General features: G+C 67.5%; 12 protein-coding genes. 8 read left to right on the forward strand and 4 right to left on the reverse strand.

Annotated elements, in window-relative coordinates; translation table 11 throughout:
• The first annotated feature begins 101 nt into the window (after nucleotides 1-101).
• The 3 genes from ACZ6IE_RS09905 (at nucleotide 102) to ACZ6IE_RS09915 (ending at nucleotide 6296) form a co-directional block, all read left to right on the forward strand.
• Complete coding sequence (locus ACZ6IE_RS09905) at nucleotides 102-3920, forward strand: multifunctional oxoglutarate decarboxylase/oxoglutarate dehydrogenase thiamine pyrophosphate-binding subunit/dihydrolipoyllysine-residue succinyltransferase subunit (protein ID WP_464607807.1); 3819 nt, start codon at nucleotides 102-104, stop codon at nucleotides 3918-3920.
• 89 nt (nucleotides 3921-4009) lie between these two features.
• Nucleotides 4010-5722 (forward strand): cation:proton antiporter, encoded by a 1713-nt coding sequence (locus tag ACZ6IE_RS09910; protein WP_464607808.1) that lies wholly within the window; start codon nucleotides 4010-4012, stop codon nucleotides 5720-5722.
• Nucleotides 5723-5915: 193 nt separating this feature from the next.
• Entirely contained in the window at nucleotides 5916-6296 is a 381-nt protein-coding gene (locus ACZ6IE_RS09915) for a hypothetical protein (protein ID WP_464607809.1), read from the forward strand.
• 334 nt (nucleotides 6297-6630) lie between these two features.
• Here ACZ6IE_RS09915 and ACZ6IE_RS09920 read toward each other — a convergent pair whose 3' ends face one another.
• Both ACZ6IE_RS09920 and ACZ6IE_RS09925 read right to left on the reverse strand, forming a co-directional pair.
• The gene (locus tag ACZ6IE_RS09920) at nucleotides 6631-6873 is read right to left on the reverse strand and encodes a zf-HC2 domain-containing protein (protein WP_077055326.1); all 243 of its coding nucleotides are present in this window, start codon (nucleotides 6871-6873) and stop codon (nucleotides 6631-6633) included.
• Complete coding sequence (locus tag ACZ6IE_RS09925) at nucleotides 6870-7490, reverse strand: sigma-70 family RNA polymerase sigma factor (RefSeq protein ID WP_179100282.1); 621 nt, start codon at nucleotides 7488-7490, stop codon at nucleotides 6870-6872. Before ACZ6IE_RS09925 ends, ACZ6IE_RS09920 begins: the two co-directional genes overlap by 4 nt.
• Nucleotides 7491-7608: 118 nt before the next feature.
• On the opposite strand from ACZ6IE_RS09925, the gene aroA reads away from it, so the two are divergent.
• The 3 genes from aroA (at nucleotide 7609) to bcp (ending at nucleotide 10645) form a co-directional block, all read left to right on the forward strand.
• A complete protein-coding gene (aroA, locus tag ACZ6IE_RS09930) occupies nucleotides 7609-9045 on the forward strand; it encodes a 3-phosphoshikimate 1-carboxyvinyltransferase (RefSeq protein WP_464607810.1) in 1437 nt (478 codons plus the stop codon).
• Nucleotides 9045-10076, forward strand: coding sequence for a ribosome small subunit-dependent GTPase A (gene rsgA / locus ACZ6IE_RS09935; protein WP_464607811.1), 1032 nt, complete (start codon nucleotides 9045-9047; stop codon nucleotides 10074-10076). Before aroA ends, rsgA begins: the two co-directional genes overlap by 1 nt.
• A gap of 89 nt (nucleotides 10077-10165) precedes the next feature.
• Nucleotides 10166-10645, forward strand: a complete 480-nt coding sequence (gene bcp / locus ACZ6IE_RS09940) for a thioredoxin-dependent thiol peroxidase (protein ID WP_464607812.1) — start codon at nucleotides 10166-10168, stop codon at nucleotides 10643-10645.
• 148 nt (nucleotides 10646-10793) lie between these two features.
• On the opposite strand, the gene ACZ6IE_RS09945 is transcribed toward bcp, so the two are convergent.
• Nucleotides 10794-11231, reverse strand: a complete 438-nt coding sequence (locus ACZ6IE_RS09945; protein WP_464607813.1) for a hypothetical protein — start codon at nucleotides 11229-11231, stop codon at nucleotides 10794-10796.
• 361 nt (nucleotides 11232-11592) lie between these two features.
• Between ACZ6IE_RS09945 and ACZ6IE_RS09950 the strand changes: the two genes are divergently transcribed.
• Entirely contained in the window at nucleotides 11593-11841 is a 249-nt protein-coding gene (locus ACZ6IE_RS09950; RefSeq protein ID WP_077055322.1) for a WhiB family transcriptional regulator, read from the forward strand.
• A gap of 123 nt (nucleotides 11842-11964) precedes the next feature.
• On the opposite strand, the gene ACZ6IE_RS09955 is transcribed toward ACZ6IE_RS09950, so the two are convergent.
• Nucleotides 11965-13458, reverse strand: coding sequence for a sensor histidine kinase (locus ACZ6IE_RS09955; protein WP_464607814.1), 1494 nt, complete (start codon nucleotides 13456-13458; stop codon nucleotides 11965-11967).
• A 220-nt stretch (nucleotides 13459-13678) separates the two neighbouring features.
• On the opposite strand from ACZ6IE_RS09955, the gene ACZ6IE_RS09960 reads away from it, so the two are divergent.
• The gene (locus tag ACZ6IE_RS09960) at nucleotides 13679-14269 is read left to right on the forward strand and encodes an Rv3235 family protein (RefSeq protein WP_464607815.1); all 591 of its coding nucleotides are present in this window, start codon (nucleotides 13679-13681) and stop codon (nucleotides 14267-14269) included.
• The last annotated feature ends 75 nt before the right edge of the window (nucleotides 14270-14344 follow it).

Genomic DNA, 14344 nt, shown 5'->3' on the forward strand with positions numbered 1-14344 from the left:
ACGGTCGGACGAAGGGTTTAGGCTTGATGATTGGACGCGACGAGCGTCGTAGGACTGCGCCTCGTCGATCAGATATCAACGGAGAGAGTGGGCGATCCTTAGTGTCGAGCCAGGTGACCGGCGTAGGAACCGACGAGGGTTCGTCGGCCGAATTTGGAGCCAACGAATGGCTCGTCGAAGAACTGTACGAACAGTACGTCGTCGATAAGAATTCCGTCGACGAGTCGTGGTGGCCCACCCTCGAGCGCTACCACGCCGTGAAGGGGCAGGGAGCTTCGGCCCCGGAAACCACGTCGTCGGCGGCACCGGCGGCCCCCGCATCCGCCCCCGCCGCCGACCAGGCCCAGAAGCCCGGAACGCCGGCCGCGCCCACCACCTCGGCCCCCGCGCTCGGCACGCCGCCGCAGGCCGCCCCCCAGACCTCGGCCGCGACCGCCACGCAGTCCACCGAGGAGTCGAAGGCCCAGCCCGTGGCCCGCACCACGTCGGCCCCCGCCAAGCCCACCCCCATCCCGGCCGATGCGCCGGTCACGGCCCCCCAGAAGACCGTCTCCTCCGACGCGCCCGCCGACGAGCCGCAAGACACCGTCACTCCCCTGCGCGGCATGTCCAAGACGCTCGCCACCAACATGGATGCCTCGCTCACGGTGCCCACGGCCACGAGTGTGCGCACCATCCCGGCCAAGCTCATGATCGACAACCGCATCGTGATCAACAACCACCTGAAGCGTGCCCGCGGCGGAAAGGTGAGCTTCACCCACCTCATTGGCTGGGCACTCATCCAGGCGCTGAAGGAGTTCCCGAGCCAGAACGTGGCCTACGGCGAGATCGACGGCAAGCCCAGCGTCATCGCGCCCGCGCACATCAACCTCGGCATCGCCATCGACCTGCCGAAGCCCGACGGCACACGCTCGCTCATGGTGCCCGGCATCAAGAAGGCCGACACGCTCACCTTCGGCGAATACCTCGTGGCCTATGAGGACCTCGTCAAGCGTGCCCGCGGCGGCAAGCTCGCGGCAGCCGACTTCCAGGGCGTCACCATCTCGCTCACCAACCCGGGCGGAATCGGCACCGTGCACTCGGTGCCCCGCCTCATGAAGGGCCAGGGCTGCATCATCGGCGCCGGCGCCCTCGAATACCCCGCCGAGTTCCAGGGCGCGTCCGAGCACACGCTCGTCGAGCTCGGCATCGGCAAGACCATCACGCTGACCTCCACCTACGACCACCGCGTCATCCAGGGTGCCGGTTCGGGCGAGTACCTGAAGAAGGTCCACGAACTGCTCATCGGGCAGCGCGATTTCTACAACGACATCTTCGCGGCCCTGCGCATCCCCTACGCGCCCATCGACTGGGCCTCCGACATCTCGGTCGACCTGAGCGACACGGTGTCGAAGACGGCCCGCGTGCAGGAGCTCATCAACGCATTCCGCGTACGCGGCCACCTCATGGCCGACATCGACCCGCTCGAATACGTGCAGCGTTCGCACCCCGACCTCGACATCGCCAACCACGGCCTCACCTTCTGGGATCTCGACCGCGAGTTCGTCACGGGTGAGTTCGGTGACAAGCGTCAGGCCAAGCTGCGAGACATCCTCGGCGTCCTGCGCGACTCGTACTGCCGCACCATCGGCCTCGAGTACATGCACATCCAAGACCCGGCCCAGCGCAAGTGGATCCAGTCCAAGGTCGAGCGCCCCTACGCCAAGCCCATGCACGACGAGCAGATGCGCATCCTCGGCAAGCTCAACGAGGCCGAGGCGTTCGAGACGTTCCTGCAGACCAAGTACGTGGGCCAGAAGCGCTTCAGCCTCGAGGGCTCCGAGTCCACCATCGCCCTGCTCGACACCATCCTGCAGGGTGCCGCCTCGGCCGGACTCGACGGAGCCGCGATCGGCATGGCCCACCGCGGCCGCCTCAACGTGCTGAGCAACATCGCCGGCAAGACCTACGGCCAGATCTTCCGCGAGTTCGAGGGCACGCAGTCCTCGCGCGACAGCCACGGCTCGGGCGATGTGAAGTACCACCTCGGCAACGAGGGCACCTTCCGGGCAGCGGACGGCTCCGAGCTGCCCGTCTACCTCGCCGCCAACCCGTCGCACCTCGAAGCGGTCGACGGCGTGCTTGAGGGCATCGTCCGCGCCAAGCAGGACCGCAAGCCCATCGGCACGTTCTCGACGCTGCCGATCCTCGTGCACGGCGACGCGGCCATGGCCGGCCAGGGTGTCGTGCTCGAGACCATGCAGCTGTCCCAGCTGCGCGGGTACCGCACAGGCGGCACCATCCACATCGTCGTCAACAACCAGGTCGGCTTCACGACTCCTCCCGGAGAAGGCCGCACCTCGGTGTACTCGACCGATGTGGCCAAGGCCATCCAGGCGCCGATCTGGCATGTCAACGGCGACGACCCCGAAGCCGTCGTGCGCGTGGCCGAGCTGGCCTTCGAATTCCGTCAGGCGTTCCACAAAGACGTCGTCATCGACCTCGTCTGCTATCGCCGACGCGGCCACAACGAGGGCGACGACCCCTCGATGACGCAGCCCCTCATGTACAACCTCATCGAGGCCAAGCGTTCGGTACGCAAGCTCTACACCGAATCGCTCATCGGCCGCGGCGACATCACGCAAGAGGAGTACGACGCCTCGCACCGCGACTTCCAGGACCGCCTCGAGCGGGCCTTCCAGGAGACGCACGCGGCCCAGACATCCTCGATTCCCGTCATCGTGCAGGAACAGGACGACGACGGCTACTCAGGCGAGCCCGACGAGACCGGCGTGAAGCAGAGCGTCATCGAGCACATCGGCGACGCGTTCAACAACGCACCCGAAGGCTTCACGGTCCATCCGAAGCTCAAGCAGCTGCTGCAGAAGCGTTTCGAGATGAGCCGGAACGGCAAGGTCGACTGGGCCTTCGGTGAGCTGCTCGCCCTCGGTTCGCTGCTACTCGAGGGCACCCCGGTGCGCATGAGCGGCCAGGACTCCCGTCGCGGCACGTTCGTCCAGCGCCACGCCGTGCTGCACGACCGCCTCAACGGCCAAGAATGGCTGCCCCTCGCGAACCTGTCCGACGACCAGGCCCGTTTCTGGATCTACGACTCGCTGCTGTCGGAATACGCCGTCATGGGCTTCGAATACGGCTACTCGGTCGAGCGCCCCGACGCGCTTGTGCTGTGGGAAGCCCAGTTCGGCGACTTCGGCAACGGCGCCCAGACGATCATCGACGAGTTCGTGTCGAGCGCCGAGCAGAAGTGGGATCAGCGTTCCGGCCTCGTGCTGCTGCTCCCCCACGGTTACGAGGGCCAGGGCCCCGACCACTCGTCCGCCCGCATCGAGCGTTACCTGCAGCTGTGCGCTGAGAACAACATGACCGTGGCCCGCCCGTCGACGCCCGCGTCGTACTTCCACCTGCTCCGCCGCCAGGCGTACGCTCGCCCCCGCCGCCCGCTCGTCGTCTTCACCCCGAAGTCGATGCTGCGACTGCGCGGTGCCACGAGCGACGTCGAGGCCTTCACCTCGGGTGTCTTCCAGCCCGTGATCGACGACCAGCGCATCACCGACAAGAACGCCGTCACCCGTGTGCTGCTGCACTCGGGCAAGATCCACTACGACCTCGCCAACGAGCTCGAGAAGGCGCCAGACGCGTCGATCGCCCTCGTGCGCGTCGAGCAGCTCTACCCGCTGCCCGCCGCCGAGATCAAGCACATCGTCGACGGCTACCCGAACGCCGAGGTCGTGTGGGTGCAAGACGAACCCGCCAACCAGGGTGCGTGGCCGTTCATGGAGTTCGAGCTCTCGCAGCAGCTGGGCAACCGCTCGCTCGGAGTCGTCTCCCGCCCGGCATCCGCCTCGCCCGCCACGGGTTCGGCGAAGCGCCACGGCATCGAGCAGTCGACCCTGCTGAAAGACGCGCTCCGCCAGCAGTAACCGATCGTCCCTCGCATCCCCGGTCCCGCCCGACACACGTCACGCGGGGTCGGGGATGTGTCGTACGTGCCGCGGTTTAGGCTGACTGCATGGACCTCGCCCTGACCGCCGTCGTCGCCCTCGTCACGATCGTCGCCGTCTCGGCCTTCTCGTCGCGCCTCGGCGTCGCCGCGCCCCTCGTGCTCGTCGTCGTGGGGGTCGTCTACAGCTTCATCCCGGGGGTGCCGTCGATCGACATCCCGCCCGAATGGATCCTCGCCGGCGTGCTGCCTCCGCTCCTCTACTCGGCGGCCGTCAACGTGCCGCTCGTCGACTTTCGCCGCAACCTCAAGGCCATCACCGGCCTGTCGGTGCTGCTCGTCGTCGTGACGGCGCTGGGCGTCGGCCTGCTGCTGTTCTGGTTGCTGCCCGACCTCAACCTCGCGGCCGCCATCGCGCTCGGCGCCGTCATCAGCCCCACGGATGCCGTGGCCGCCACCTCGATCGGCAAGAAGCTCGGTTTGCCGCCCCGCCTCGTCACGGTGCTCGAGGGCGAGGGTCTCGTCAACGATGCCTCCGCCCTGGTGCTGCTGCGCTCCGCCATCGCCGCCACCGCCGGAGCCGTCTCGCTCTGGGGTGTCGTCGGCGACTTCTTCTACGCCGTCGCCGTCGCTCTCGTCGTGGGTCTCGTGATCGGCCTCGTCACCGTGTTCGTGCGCTCGAAGCTCAAGGACAGCGTGCTCACCACGGCCATTTCGTTCGCCGTGCCGTTCATCGCCTACCTTCCCGCCGAGGAGCTCAACGCCTCTGGCGTGCTCGCGGTCGTCGTGGCGGGCCTCGTCACGGGCCACCAGAGCGCGCGCTACTTCTCGGCTCAGGACCGCATCAGCGAGCGCCTCAACTGGCGCACACTGCAATTCGTGCTCGAAAACGGCGTGTTCCTGCTCATGGGCGCCGAGCTGTCGACGCTCATCGCCTCGGTCGACGACAACGTGCTCTCGGTCGAGCGCACCCTCGTGTTGGCGCTGCTCGTCACCGTCGTGCTCATCGTTTTGCGGTTCCTCTTCGTGGTGCCGCTCATCGCGCTCCTGCGCCGCGAGGGCCGCCGTGCCGCCCGCGAGTCCGGCCGCTTCGAGGCCGCCCGCCGGCGCTTCGACGCCATGCCCGACGACGCCATCGAACCGCACCGACGCAACCGTGCCGCTCTCCTCTTCACGAGACGCGCGGCCGACCTCGACTTCCTGCAGTCAGAGGGTCTCGGATGGCGGGGCGGGGCGGTTCTCGCCTGGTCCGGCATGCGCGGCGTGGTCACCCTGGCGGCGGCGCAGTCGCTGCCCGCCGACACGCCCTACCGCCCGCAACTCATCCTGCTCGCGTTCTTCATCGCCGTCATCACGCTGCTGCTGCAGGGCGGAACCCTGCCAGCCGTCATCCGTCTCCTGGGCGTGCGCGGCACCGACGAACAGGCCGACCGGCAGGAGTACGCCTCACTCATCCAGGACATGTCGTCGGTGGGCGTCGAAGCGCTCAAGAACCCCGACCTGAAACGGGCGGATGGTGGCGACTACGACCCCGAGGTCGTCGACCGCGTGCGTGGCGACAGCGAGTCGCGGTCGGCTGCGGCATCCGAGGTCATGGATGCCTCGGAAAACGTCGGCCCGCACGAGCAGTACCGCGAGCTGCGCCGCATCGTGCTCGACGCCGAACGCGCTGCGCTCCTGGATGCCCGCTCGGCCGGCAGCTACAGCTCACGCACGCTGGCCCGCGCGCAACAACTCCTCGACATCGAAGAATCCCGCTTCGACCAGGCCACCCACGACTGAGTAGATACTCAGGGCGCACCTGGGCGCGGTCTTTTGCGCGCGCCGCGCCCACTTCGGATACTCAGGCCGCGGCCCCCCTACTCAAATTCGTGGCTCTCCTACTCAAATCTTTTGACCACCATTCAACGCGTACCGACATTTCACTATCCTGGGCGTACCGAAGGCGTCCGCCTTCATCGTCGAAGGAGACAGAATGGCTTTTGCACACGTTCATCGCGCGACGTTCGCCGGAACGCTCACTTCCATGCACGTCACCGACGGCAACGGGTCTACTCTGTTCACCATTGCGGCGCCGGTAACGGCTGTCGGCCACGGCGCCCCACGGCCGTCGACGTTGTCGTTCGATGGGAATGTCCTGACCGCGACGTCATCGCAGGTCAGCGCCATCCAGACACGCGCCGCGTGCCCCCAGGCATGGTGGGGAAGCTTCCTCGTTCAGGGCGTCGGGACCGCCGTGGTCTGTGGCGCAGCGGGCGTTGCGACCGGTGGCATCGGCGGCGCCGCTTGCGGCATCGGGATTCACGTGGCGACGTCCGGAATCAATTGGGATCGCGCATGCAAGAAGCGACACTGACCGTGAAGGCGTTGCTCGTCAAGTGGGCGAAGAAACCAGACCCCCAGGATGTGAGGTCCGTGGTCACGTCACATGTCGTAACCGGCTTGGTCCTGTTGGCCGCCGCCTTCAGTGTAGCCGTCGTCAAAGAATGGGGATCCGGGTCGTTCTCCTGGCGTGATGTCTGGCTCGGCCTGACACCGGTCGCCCTCGGCACAGTCGTCGGTATTGCTGGCTTAGCTGCCGTGCACGTCTCTCGTGTTCGCCGGCGTCGCCGAAAACACGCACACTAGTCCGGATGCGCGAGGCCTCGAGCGCGCGAGACAGTGCTGGAGGCCCTCGCCCGGGCGGGACGCTAGTGGGTGCCCTGCACCTCGCGGAGGCGCGCGAGGACCTGATTCTTCAGCTCTTCGGGGGCCACCTCGGTGCAGGCGCGCTGCACGGCCTCGGTGAGCGTGCGCGCCACCAAAGCCTCGTTCTGGCAGTCGACGCACGTTTCGAGGTGCGCGCGAATATCAGAGGCCTCGGTGCTGCAGACTTCGTTCCGCAGGTACTCCTCGAGGTCTTTCTTTGCCTTGTCGCAACCGCAGTCGCTCATCGTGCTCTCCTTGCGGGGGGCGCGGCCACACCACGGTCGCGCGCATAGTCGGCGAGAAGGTCTCGGAGCAAGCGCCTGCCACGGTGCAAGCGGCTCATGACCGTCCCGATGGGGGTTTTCATGATGTCGGCGATCTCCTGGTAGGCGAAGCCCTCGACATCGGCGAGGTACACCGCCAGACGGAAGTCTTCGGGGATCGACTGCAGCGCGTCTTTCACAGCGCTGTCGGGCATGTGGTCGATGGCCTCGGCCTCAGCCGAACGCGAGGATGACGCGGTGGTCGATTCGGCGCCACCCAGCTGCCAGTCCTCGAGGTCGTCGATGGTGCCCTGATAGGGCTCGCGCTGCTTCTTGCGATACACGTTGATGTACGTGTTCGTGAGAATGCGGTACAGCCACGCCTTGAGGTTGGTGCCCTGCTGGAACTGACCGAACGCACCGTATGCCTTGGCGAACGTCTCCTGCACCAGATCTTGCGCGTCGGGCGGGTTCTTCGTCATGCGCATCGCAGCACCGTAGAGCTGATCGAGGAACGGCAGTGCCTGCTCCTCGAACAGCGCGCGAACTTCTGATTCGGTGGGCTCGTTCGGCGTAGCCTCGTCATCGACGGTAGTCATCGAGTCCCAGTCTAGGGCTGCGACCTGATCGGCTTCCCGCTCGAGCACTGCGATCGACATCCGCTCTCGCCTTCCGTTCGACATCACGCGGCAGATTCGCCGCTACCCTAGGTAAACGATGCTCGAATCGAAATATTCCGCGCCCGAGTTCAACATCTTCGGCGAGAGCGACAAGGTCCCGGATGACGGCAGCTGGCCGGCTCCGGTGGCCGACGCGCCGCTCGACGCCACGCTCAGCCTGCCCGGCTCGAAGTCGCTGACCAACCGGGAGCTCGTGCTCGCGGCCCTGGCCGGCGGCGAGTCACTGCTGCGCGCGCCGCTGCACTCGATGGACAGCCGCAACATGGTCGACGCTCTGCGTGCCCTGGGTGCCACGATCGACGAGGTGCCGGGGGCCGGCCCCTTCGGTGCAGACTGGCGTGTCACGCCCGGCGAGCTGTTCGGCAGCACGACGATCGACTGCGGCCTGGCCGGCACGGTCATGCGCTTCGTGCCGCCCGTCGCAGGACTCGCGCTCGGGCCCACGTCGTTCGACGCCGACTCGTCGGCACGCGGTCGCCCCATGCGCACCATGATCGCGTCGCTGCGGGCGCTCGGCGTGGACATCAACGACGACGGTCGCGGCTCGCTGCCCTTCACCGTGCACGGCACGGGTTCGGTGCGCGGCGGCGCCGTCACCATCGACGCCTCCAGCTCGAGCCAGTTCGTGTCGGGGCTGTTGCTCGCGGCCGCACGGTTCGACGAGGGGCTCGACCTGACGCATTCGGGCGAACGGTTGCCCAGCATCCCCCACATCGAGATGACCATCGACGCCCTGGCGGCCCGCGGCGTGCTCGTCGAGCAACCCGAGGTGGGCCACTGGCAGGTCGCGCCGCAGCCCATCGCCGGCCGCACGATCGACATCGAACCCGACCTCTCGAACGCCGCGCCGTTCCTGGCCGCCGTGCTCGTGGCCGGTGGCCGCGTGACGATCACGGGATGGCCCGAGACGACGACGCAGGTCGGTGCCGACCTGATCGAGCTGCTGCCCCACTTCGGCGCGACCGTGACGCGTGACGGCGACAGGCTGACGGTGGAGGCGTCCGGAACCATCTCGGGCGTCACGCTCGACCTCACGACGGGTGGCGAACTCGCGCCTCCCCTCGTGGCCCTTGCCGCGCTGGCCGATTCGCCGTCGACCATCACGGGCATCGGCCACATCCGCCACCACGAGACCGACCGGCTCGCCGCGCTGGCCGCCGAGATCAACGCGCTGGGCGGGAACGTGACCGAACTCGAGGACGGTCTCTCCATCGAGCCGAAGCCGCTGCAGGGTGGCCTGTGGCACAGCTACCACGATCACCGCATGGCGACGGCCGGCGCCATCATCGGATTGGCCGTGCCGGGCGTCGTGATCGAGAACGTGGCGACGACCGCCAAGACGCTGCCGCAGTTCACCGAGCTCTGGGGGCAGATGCTGCAGGGTCCCGCGGTGCCGGCCGCGCCGGTTGCGACCCCGCTGACCTCGCCCGTCACCTCGACGCTCTCCTCCCCCGAGACTGGCGCGGACGCCTGATGACCTGGTGGGACACGGGCGACGACGACGAACCCGACTACGACGAATCGCGCATCAAGGTGCGTCCGAACCCCAAGGGCAACCGGCCGCGGACCAAGACTCGACCCGCTCACGATGACGCCCAGATCGCGCGCGTGCTCGGCGTCGACCGCGGGCGTTACTCGCTGCTCGTCGACGAGGACGGCGAGAACGAACACCGCATCTCGGCATCCCGCGCCCGCGAATTGCGCATGAAACCCGTCACGGGCGATCAGGTGGATGTCGTGGGCGACCTCACCGGTGACGAGGGCACGCTCGGGCGCGTCGTGCGCGTGCGCGAACGCTCGACATTGCTGCGCCGCAGCGCCGACGACACCGACGAGGTCGAGCGCGTGATCGTGGCGAACGCCGACCAGATGCTGCTCGTCGTGGCGGCCGCCAACCCCGAACCGCGGGCCCGACTCGTCGACCGCTACCTCATCGCCGCCTACGATGCCGGCATCGAGCCCATTCTGTGCATCACCAAGACCGACCTCGCCGACCCGAGCGAGTTTCTCAAGAACTTCACGGGTCTCGATTTTCCCGTCTACACCTCACGCCAGGGGGCGATGCCCGTCGACGAGATCGGCGCGGCCCTCGTCGGCCACAGCACGGTTTTCGTCGGGCACTCGGGTGTCGGCAAGTCGACGCTCGTCAATGCGCTCGTGCCCACGGCCGAGCGCGCCACGGGCCACGTGAACCTCGTGACGGGTCGCGGGCGGCACACGTCCTCGTCCACGATCTCCTATCGCTTCCAGCGCCCCGAGGGGGCCGGATGGGTCATCGATACGCCCGGCGTGCGGTCGTTCGGTCTCGGGCACATCAACACCGACAACATCCTCAAGGCTTTCAGCGATCTCGCCGTCGTGGCCGAGCGCTGCCCGCGCGGCTGCACGCACCTGCCCGACGCGCCCGATTGCGCCATCATCGAGGCGGCAGAATCGGGCGAGCTGGGCGACAACGGGCCGGCGCGGCTCGACTCGTTGCAGCGCCTGCTCACGACCTTCGCCTGAGCGGGCGTGCTCTGTGGGCCGCCGATCTGCGCAGCGAACGTGCACCCCGCGCGGCGGGCGTTGTCAGACCGCGAACCTAGAATGGATGCATGACCGAAAGCATCCGTTTGTCCGCCGGCGACCCGGCCCCCGTCTTCTCGCTGCAGAACCAAGACGGCGAGATGGTCAGCAACGCCGACTACGCCGGCCAGAAGGTCATCCTCTACTTCTACCCCGCCGCGATGACGCCGGGCTGCACCACCCAGGCGTGTGATTTTCGCGACAACATCGCGTCGCTCGCCGGTGCGGGTTACACGGTCCTCGGGGTCTCGAAAGACTCCCCCGCCAAGCTGGCCGAGTTCGCCGCGCGCGACGAGCTCACGTTCCCGCTGCTGAGCGACGCCGACCTCGCCGTACATCAGGCCTACGGTGCCTATGGCGAGAAGAACCTCTACGGCAAGGTCGTGACGGGCGTGTTGCGCTCCACCTTCGTCATCGGCACAGACGGGCTCATCGAGCTGGCGCTCTACAACGTCAAGGCCGCGGGACACGTTGCGTCGCTGCGCAAGAAGCTCGGCGTCGACGCCTGAGCCGGCCTGAAGGCGTCCGCCGGTTGATGGCCGCCGTCCGGCCTGCCAGCCGGTTGCTGCCCGGCGGGCGAGTTCGTCCCGGTCTGAGAGCTACTGCCCGGCCAGGGCGCTACTGCCCGGCATTGAAGCGAATCGGCGGCACTGACGGCTATTCGGCGGGGTACTCGTCGCGGCGCTTCACGGCGGCCACGACGGGCGGCATGAACAGCAGGACGAGGCCGAGCAGCGACGGGATCAGCAGCGCCAAGCCGATGTCGGCGCGCGCGAACGTGCCCTGCAGCGCGCCCACCGCGACCGACAACTGCAAAATCTGCCAGATGACGGCTCCGGCACGGATCCACGGCGCCCGGCGGATGGACGACACCGCGACGGCGCTGATCCAGATCGACGCCAGAATCGCGAGAACGAGTATCGCAATGGCGCTCGTGTAGGAGTCGGGCGTGAGCGTGAAGAGGTCCACCACCAGCCAGGCGGTGACCGCGATCATGCCCGCGGCTTCGATGAACAACAGGATGATGAGTGCCGTAAACAGCGGCCCACCGGCGTGTCGCCCGTGAACGGGAGTTGAACTCTCAGAATCAGACATGTGCGAAGTCACCACGAATCCCATACAAAACTATTGATTTGCCACATCCAGTATGCGACCATATTTGAGGCTGAGTTGACGCTCACAGGGTGGTGAGCACATTCCGATCGGTGATCGGTGCACGAAGAGCATCCTCTTATCGAACCGCTGCGAGCGGGCGATGATACCGAAGTCTACTGGGTTCATTTCACACGACAATTCGCGTCAGATCGACGCGTTTTGTGGCGTGCTTATGAAAACACGACTTCGGGGATGCGAACGCGGCACAAGACATCCAGACGGAAACCACTCTGCAACTCGGCCTCGACGAACTCTCGACCGATCGGTCGACATCCCCGAGAATCACAAAAGGAGCACCCCCATGGATTGGCGCGATAAGGCTGCTTGCCTCACGGCGGACCCCGAACTCTTCTTCCCCGTCGGGAACACGGGTCCGGCTGTCGACCAGATCGACAAGGCCAAGGCCGTCTGCGCACGCTGCTCGGTCACCGAAGTGTGCCTGCAGTACGCGCTCGAGACCGGACAGGACTCGGGCGTCTGGGGCGGCCTCAGCGAAGACGAACGACGCGCCCTCAAGCGCCGCGCGGCCCGCGCGCGACGCGCCTCCTAGTCGGAGCACCTCACCACAGACTCATACGCGGCCACCTAGCACCGCCGCATTCCGCACACAGCACCGACGTCCCGGTGCGAATCCTCACCAGATTCGCACCGGGACGTTTCTGTGCGCGGGGGGCTAAGAGGTCTCGATGTAGCGGAACGGCATCTCGATGGTGACCTCGGTGCCGCTGCCCGTGACGGTGTGCCAGTCGATCGTGCCGCCGAGCTCGCCCTGGATGAGCGTGCGAACGATCTGCGTGCCGAGCCCCGAGCCGACCTTGCCCTCGGGGAGGCCGTAGCCGTTGTCACGCACGAGCACCGACAGACCCTCATCTGTGCGCTCGGCGACGATCTCGACCTCGCCCTCGCGGCCCGCCAGGCCGTGCTCGACGGCGTTGGTCACCAGTTCGGTGAGCGCCAGGGCGAGCGGCGTGGCGTATTCGCTCGGCAGAACGCCGAACTTTCCGGTCTTCTTGGGGTGCACCGTGGTGTTGTGCGACGACGCCACCTCGGCGATGAGCATGAGCACGCGATCGAAGACATCGTCGAAGTCGACCTGCTGGTTGAGGCCTTCGGACAGCGTGTCGTGCACGACCGCGATCGCCGCGACGCGACGCATGGCCTGTGTCAGGGCTTCGCGCGCGCCGTCGGAGTGGGTGCGGCGGGCCTGGATGCGGAGCAGCGACGCGACCGTCTGCAGGTTGTTCTTGACGCGGTGGTGGATCTCGCGGATCGTCGCGTCTTTGGTGATGAGCTCGCGCTCCTGGTGCCGCAGCTCAGAGACGTCGCGGCAGAGCACGATGGCACCCACCCGCTCACCGTTGTGGCGCAGGGGGATGGCGCGCAACGACACGGTCACGCCGCGGGCCTCGATGTCGGTGCGCCACGGAGCCCGGCCCGTGACGACGAGCGGCAGCGACTCGTCGATGTCCTGCTTCGAGGGCAGGATCTGCGTGGTGACCTCGGCGAGCGATTCGCCCTCGAGCTCTTCGGCGAAACCCATGCGGTTGAAGGCCGAGAGGGCGTTGGGGCTGGCGAAGGTGGTGATGCCCTCGACGTCGAGGCGGATGAGGCCGTCCGAGGCGCGCGGGGCGCCACGTCGGGGCCCCGTCGGCGCCGACAGGTCGGGGAAGTCACCCGTCGCGATCATCTGGAACAGGTCGTTGGCGCAGTCGTTGAATGTGAGCTCTTGGCGGCTCGGCGTGCGCGCCTCACCGAGGTTTGTGTGGCGCGTGAGCACCGCGATGGGCGTCGGCGCGTTCTCGGAGCCCGAGGAGGTCAGACGGCGGATGACGGGCACCGCACGCACGCGCGTCGGGGTTTCTTCGTACCAGTCGGGTGCCGACGAGTCGATGATCTTGCCGGACTCGAAGGCGTCGGTGACCTGCTTACGCCACTGGGGTTTGATCGCCTGGCCGACGAAGTCGCGGTAGAACAGCGTGGCCGCGCTCGATGGCCGGTAGTGCGCCACGGCGATGAACCCCTCGTCGGGGGTCGGAATCCACAGCACGATGTCGGCGAAGGCGAGGTCGGCGAGCAGCTGCGCATCGCCCACGAGCATGTGCAACCAGTCGACCTCGGCATCGGTGGAGAGACCCTGGGCATGAACCAAATCACTGAGCGTTGACACCCGACCAGTCTATGGGGGCGCGGCGACCGGACTGGGTTTTCCACAGAGCAGCAATGCTCTAGACCGACCGGTGGCGCACCTGATTGAGTTGCCCTTCGTCGCTCCTCCCCCACCCGGCGGCACCGTATCCGAACCGACCGTCAGATCTTCTGACGGTCACTCGGCGCGCGCCGGGAGGGCAGTGGTCCTCTCGCCGCGTGCCGAGAGATCAAGGAGCCGAATGACACCGCCTTTTCCGAACACGCCGTCCGACTCCCCCACGACAGTCAACACACCCGAATACGACGACCCCCGCACCGTGCCCGCGCCGGTGCCGGGCCCGGCGGACCGGGCTCCGACGAGCGCTCGATCCACCGGCGTTCCGCGACGTTCGAGCTCGACGGTCACCGAGCAGTCCGCCGGTCGGGCTGCCGGTCGGGCCCCCGCTCCGGGACCCGCCGGGCGGCCCGCGTCGGACGCGGCGGCACGTGACATCCGTACACCCGAGCCCGTGCTCGAGAACCTGGCCCTGTCGGCCATCGAGGCGATCGCGGGCGCCCGCGATCTGGAGCAGTTGGGCCGCTGGGTGACGCGCGAGGTCTACGAGCACCTCAGCATCCGCGTCACCATCGCCAGCAGAGCTCGCCGCGTGCGCGGAGCCGTCGGCAAACGACCCGTGATCCTGGGGACGCGGGTCAGCGCCTTCCGCACCGGGGAGACCATCGTCGACGGCGTGGTGACGGTCACGATGCGCGACCGCACGCGCGCGGTCGCCATCCGTATCGAGTGGGAGGAGGGCCGGTGGCGCGCGAGTGCCATCCACGTGTTGTAACGGCCCGGCGCGTCCGCCCGCCGGCGCCCCGGGCAGCGCGAAGGGCGCCACCCCGTGAGGAGTGGCGCCCTTCGC

The organism is Okibacterium sp. AC114 (assembly GCF_979253355.1).

Bases quoted from the DNA above. Each gene is read 5' to 3' on its own strand.
- ACZ6IE_RS09910 (WP_464607808.1), top strand. From the start codon at position 4,010: ATGGACCTCGCCCTGACCGCCGTCGTCGCCCTCGTCACGATCGTCGCC.
- ACZ6IE_RS09915 (WP_464607809.1), top strand. From the start codon at position 5,916: ATGGCTTTTGCACACGTTCATCGCGCGACGTTCGCCGGAACGCTCACT.
- ACZ6IE_RS09920 (WP_077055326.1), bottom strand. From the start codon at position 6,873: ATGAGCGACTGCGGTTGCGACAAGGCAAAGAAAGACCTCGAGGAGTAC.
- ACZ6IE_RS09925 (WP_179100282.1), bottom strand. From the start codon at position 7,490: ATGACTACCGTCGATGACGAGGCTACGCCGAACGAGCCCACCGAATCA.
- aroA (WP_464607810.1), top strand. From the start codon at position 7,609: ATGCTCGAATCGAAATATTCCGCGCCCGAGTTCAACATCTTCGGCGAG.
- rsgA (WP_464607811.1), top strand. From the start codon at position 9,045: ATGACCTGGTGGGACACGGGCGACGACGACGAACCCGACTACGACGAA.
- bcp (WP_464607812.1), top strand. From the start codon at position 10,166: ATGACCGAAAGCATCCGTTTGTCCGCCGGCGACCCGGCCCCCGTCTTC.
- ACZ6IE_RS09945 (WP_464607813.1), bottom strand. From the start codon at position 11,231: ATGTCTGATTCTGAGAGTTCAACTCCCGTTCACGGGCGACACGCCGGT.
- ACZ6IE_RS09950 (WP_077055322.1), top strand. From the start codon at position 11,593: ATGGATTGGCGCGATAAGGCTGCTTGCCTCACGGCGGACCCCGAACTC.
- ACZ6IE_RS09960 (WP_464607815.1), top strand. From the start codon at position 13,679: ATGACACCGCCTTTTCCGAACACGCCGTCCGACTCCCCCACGACAGTC.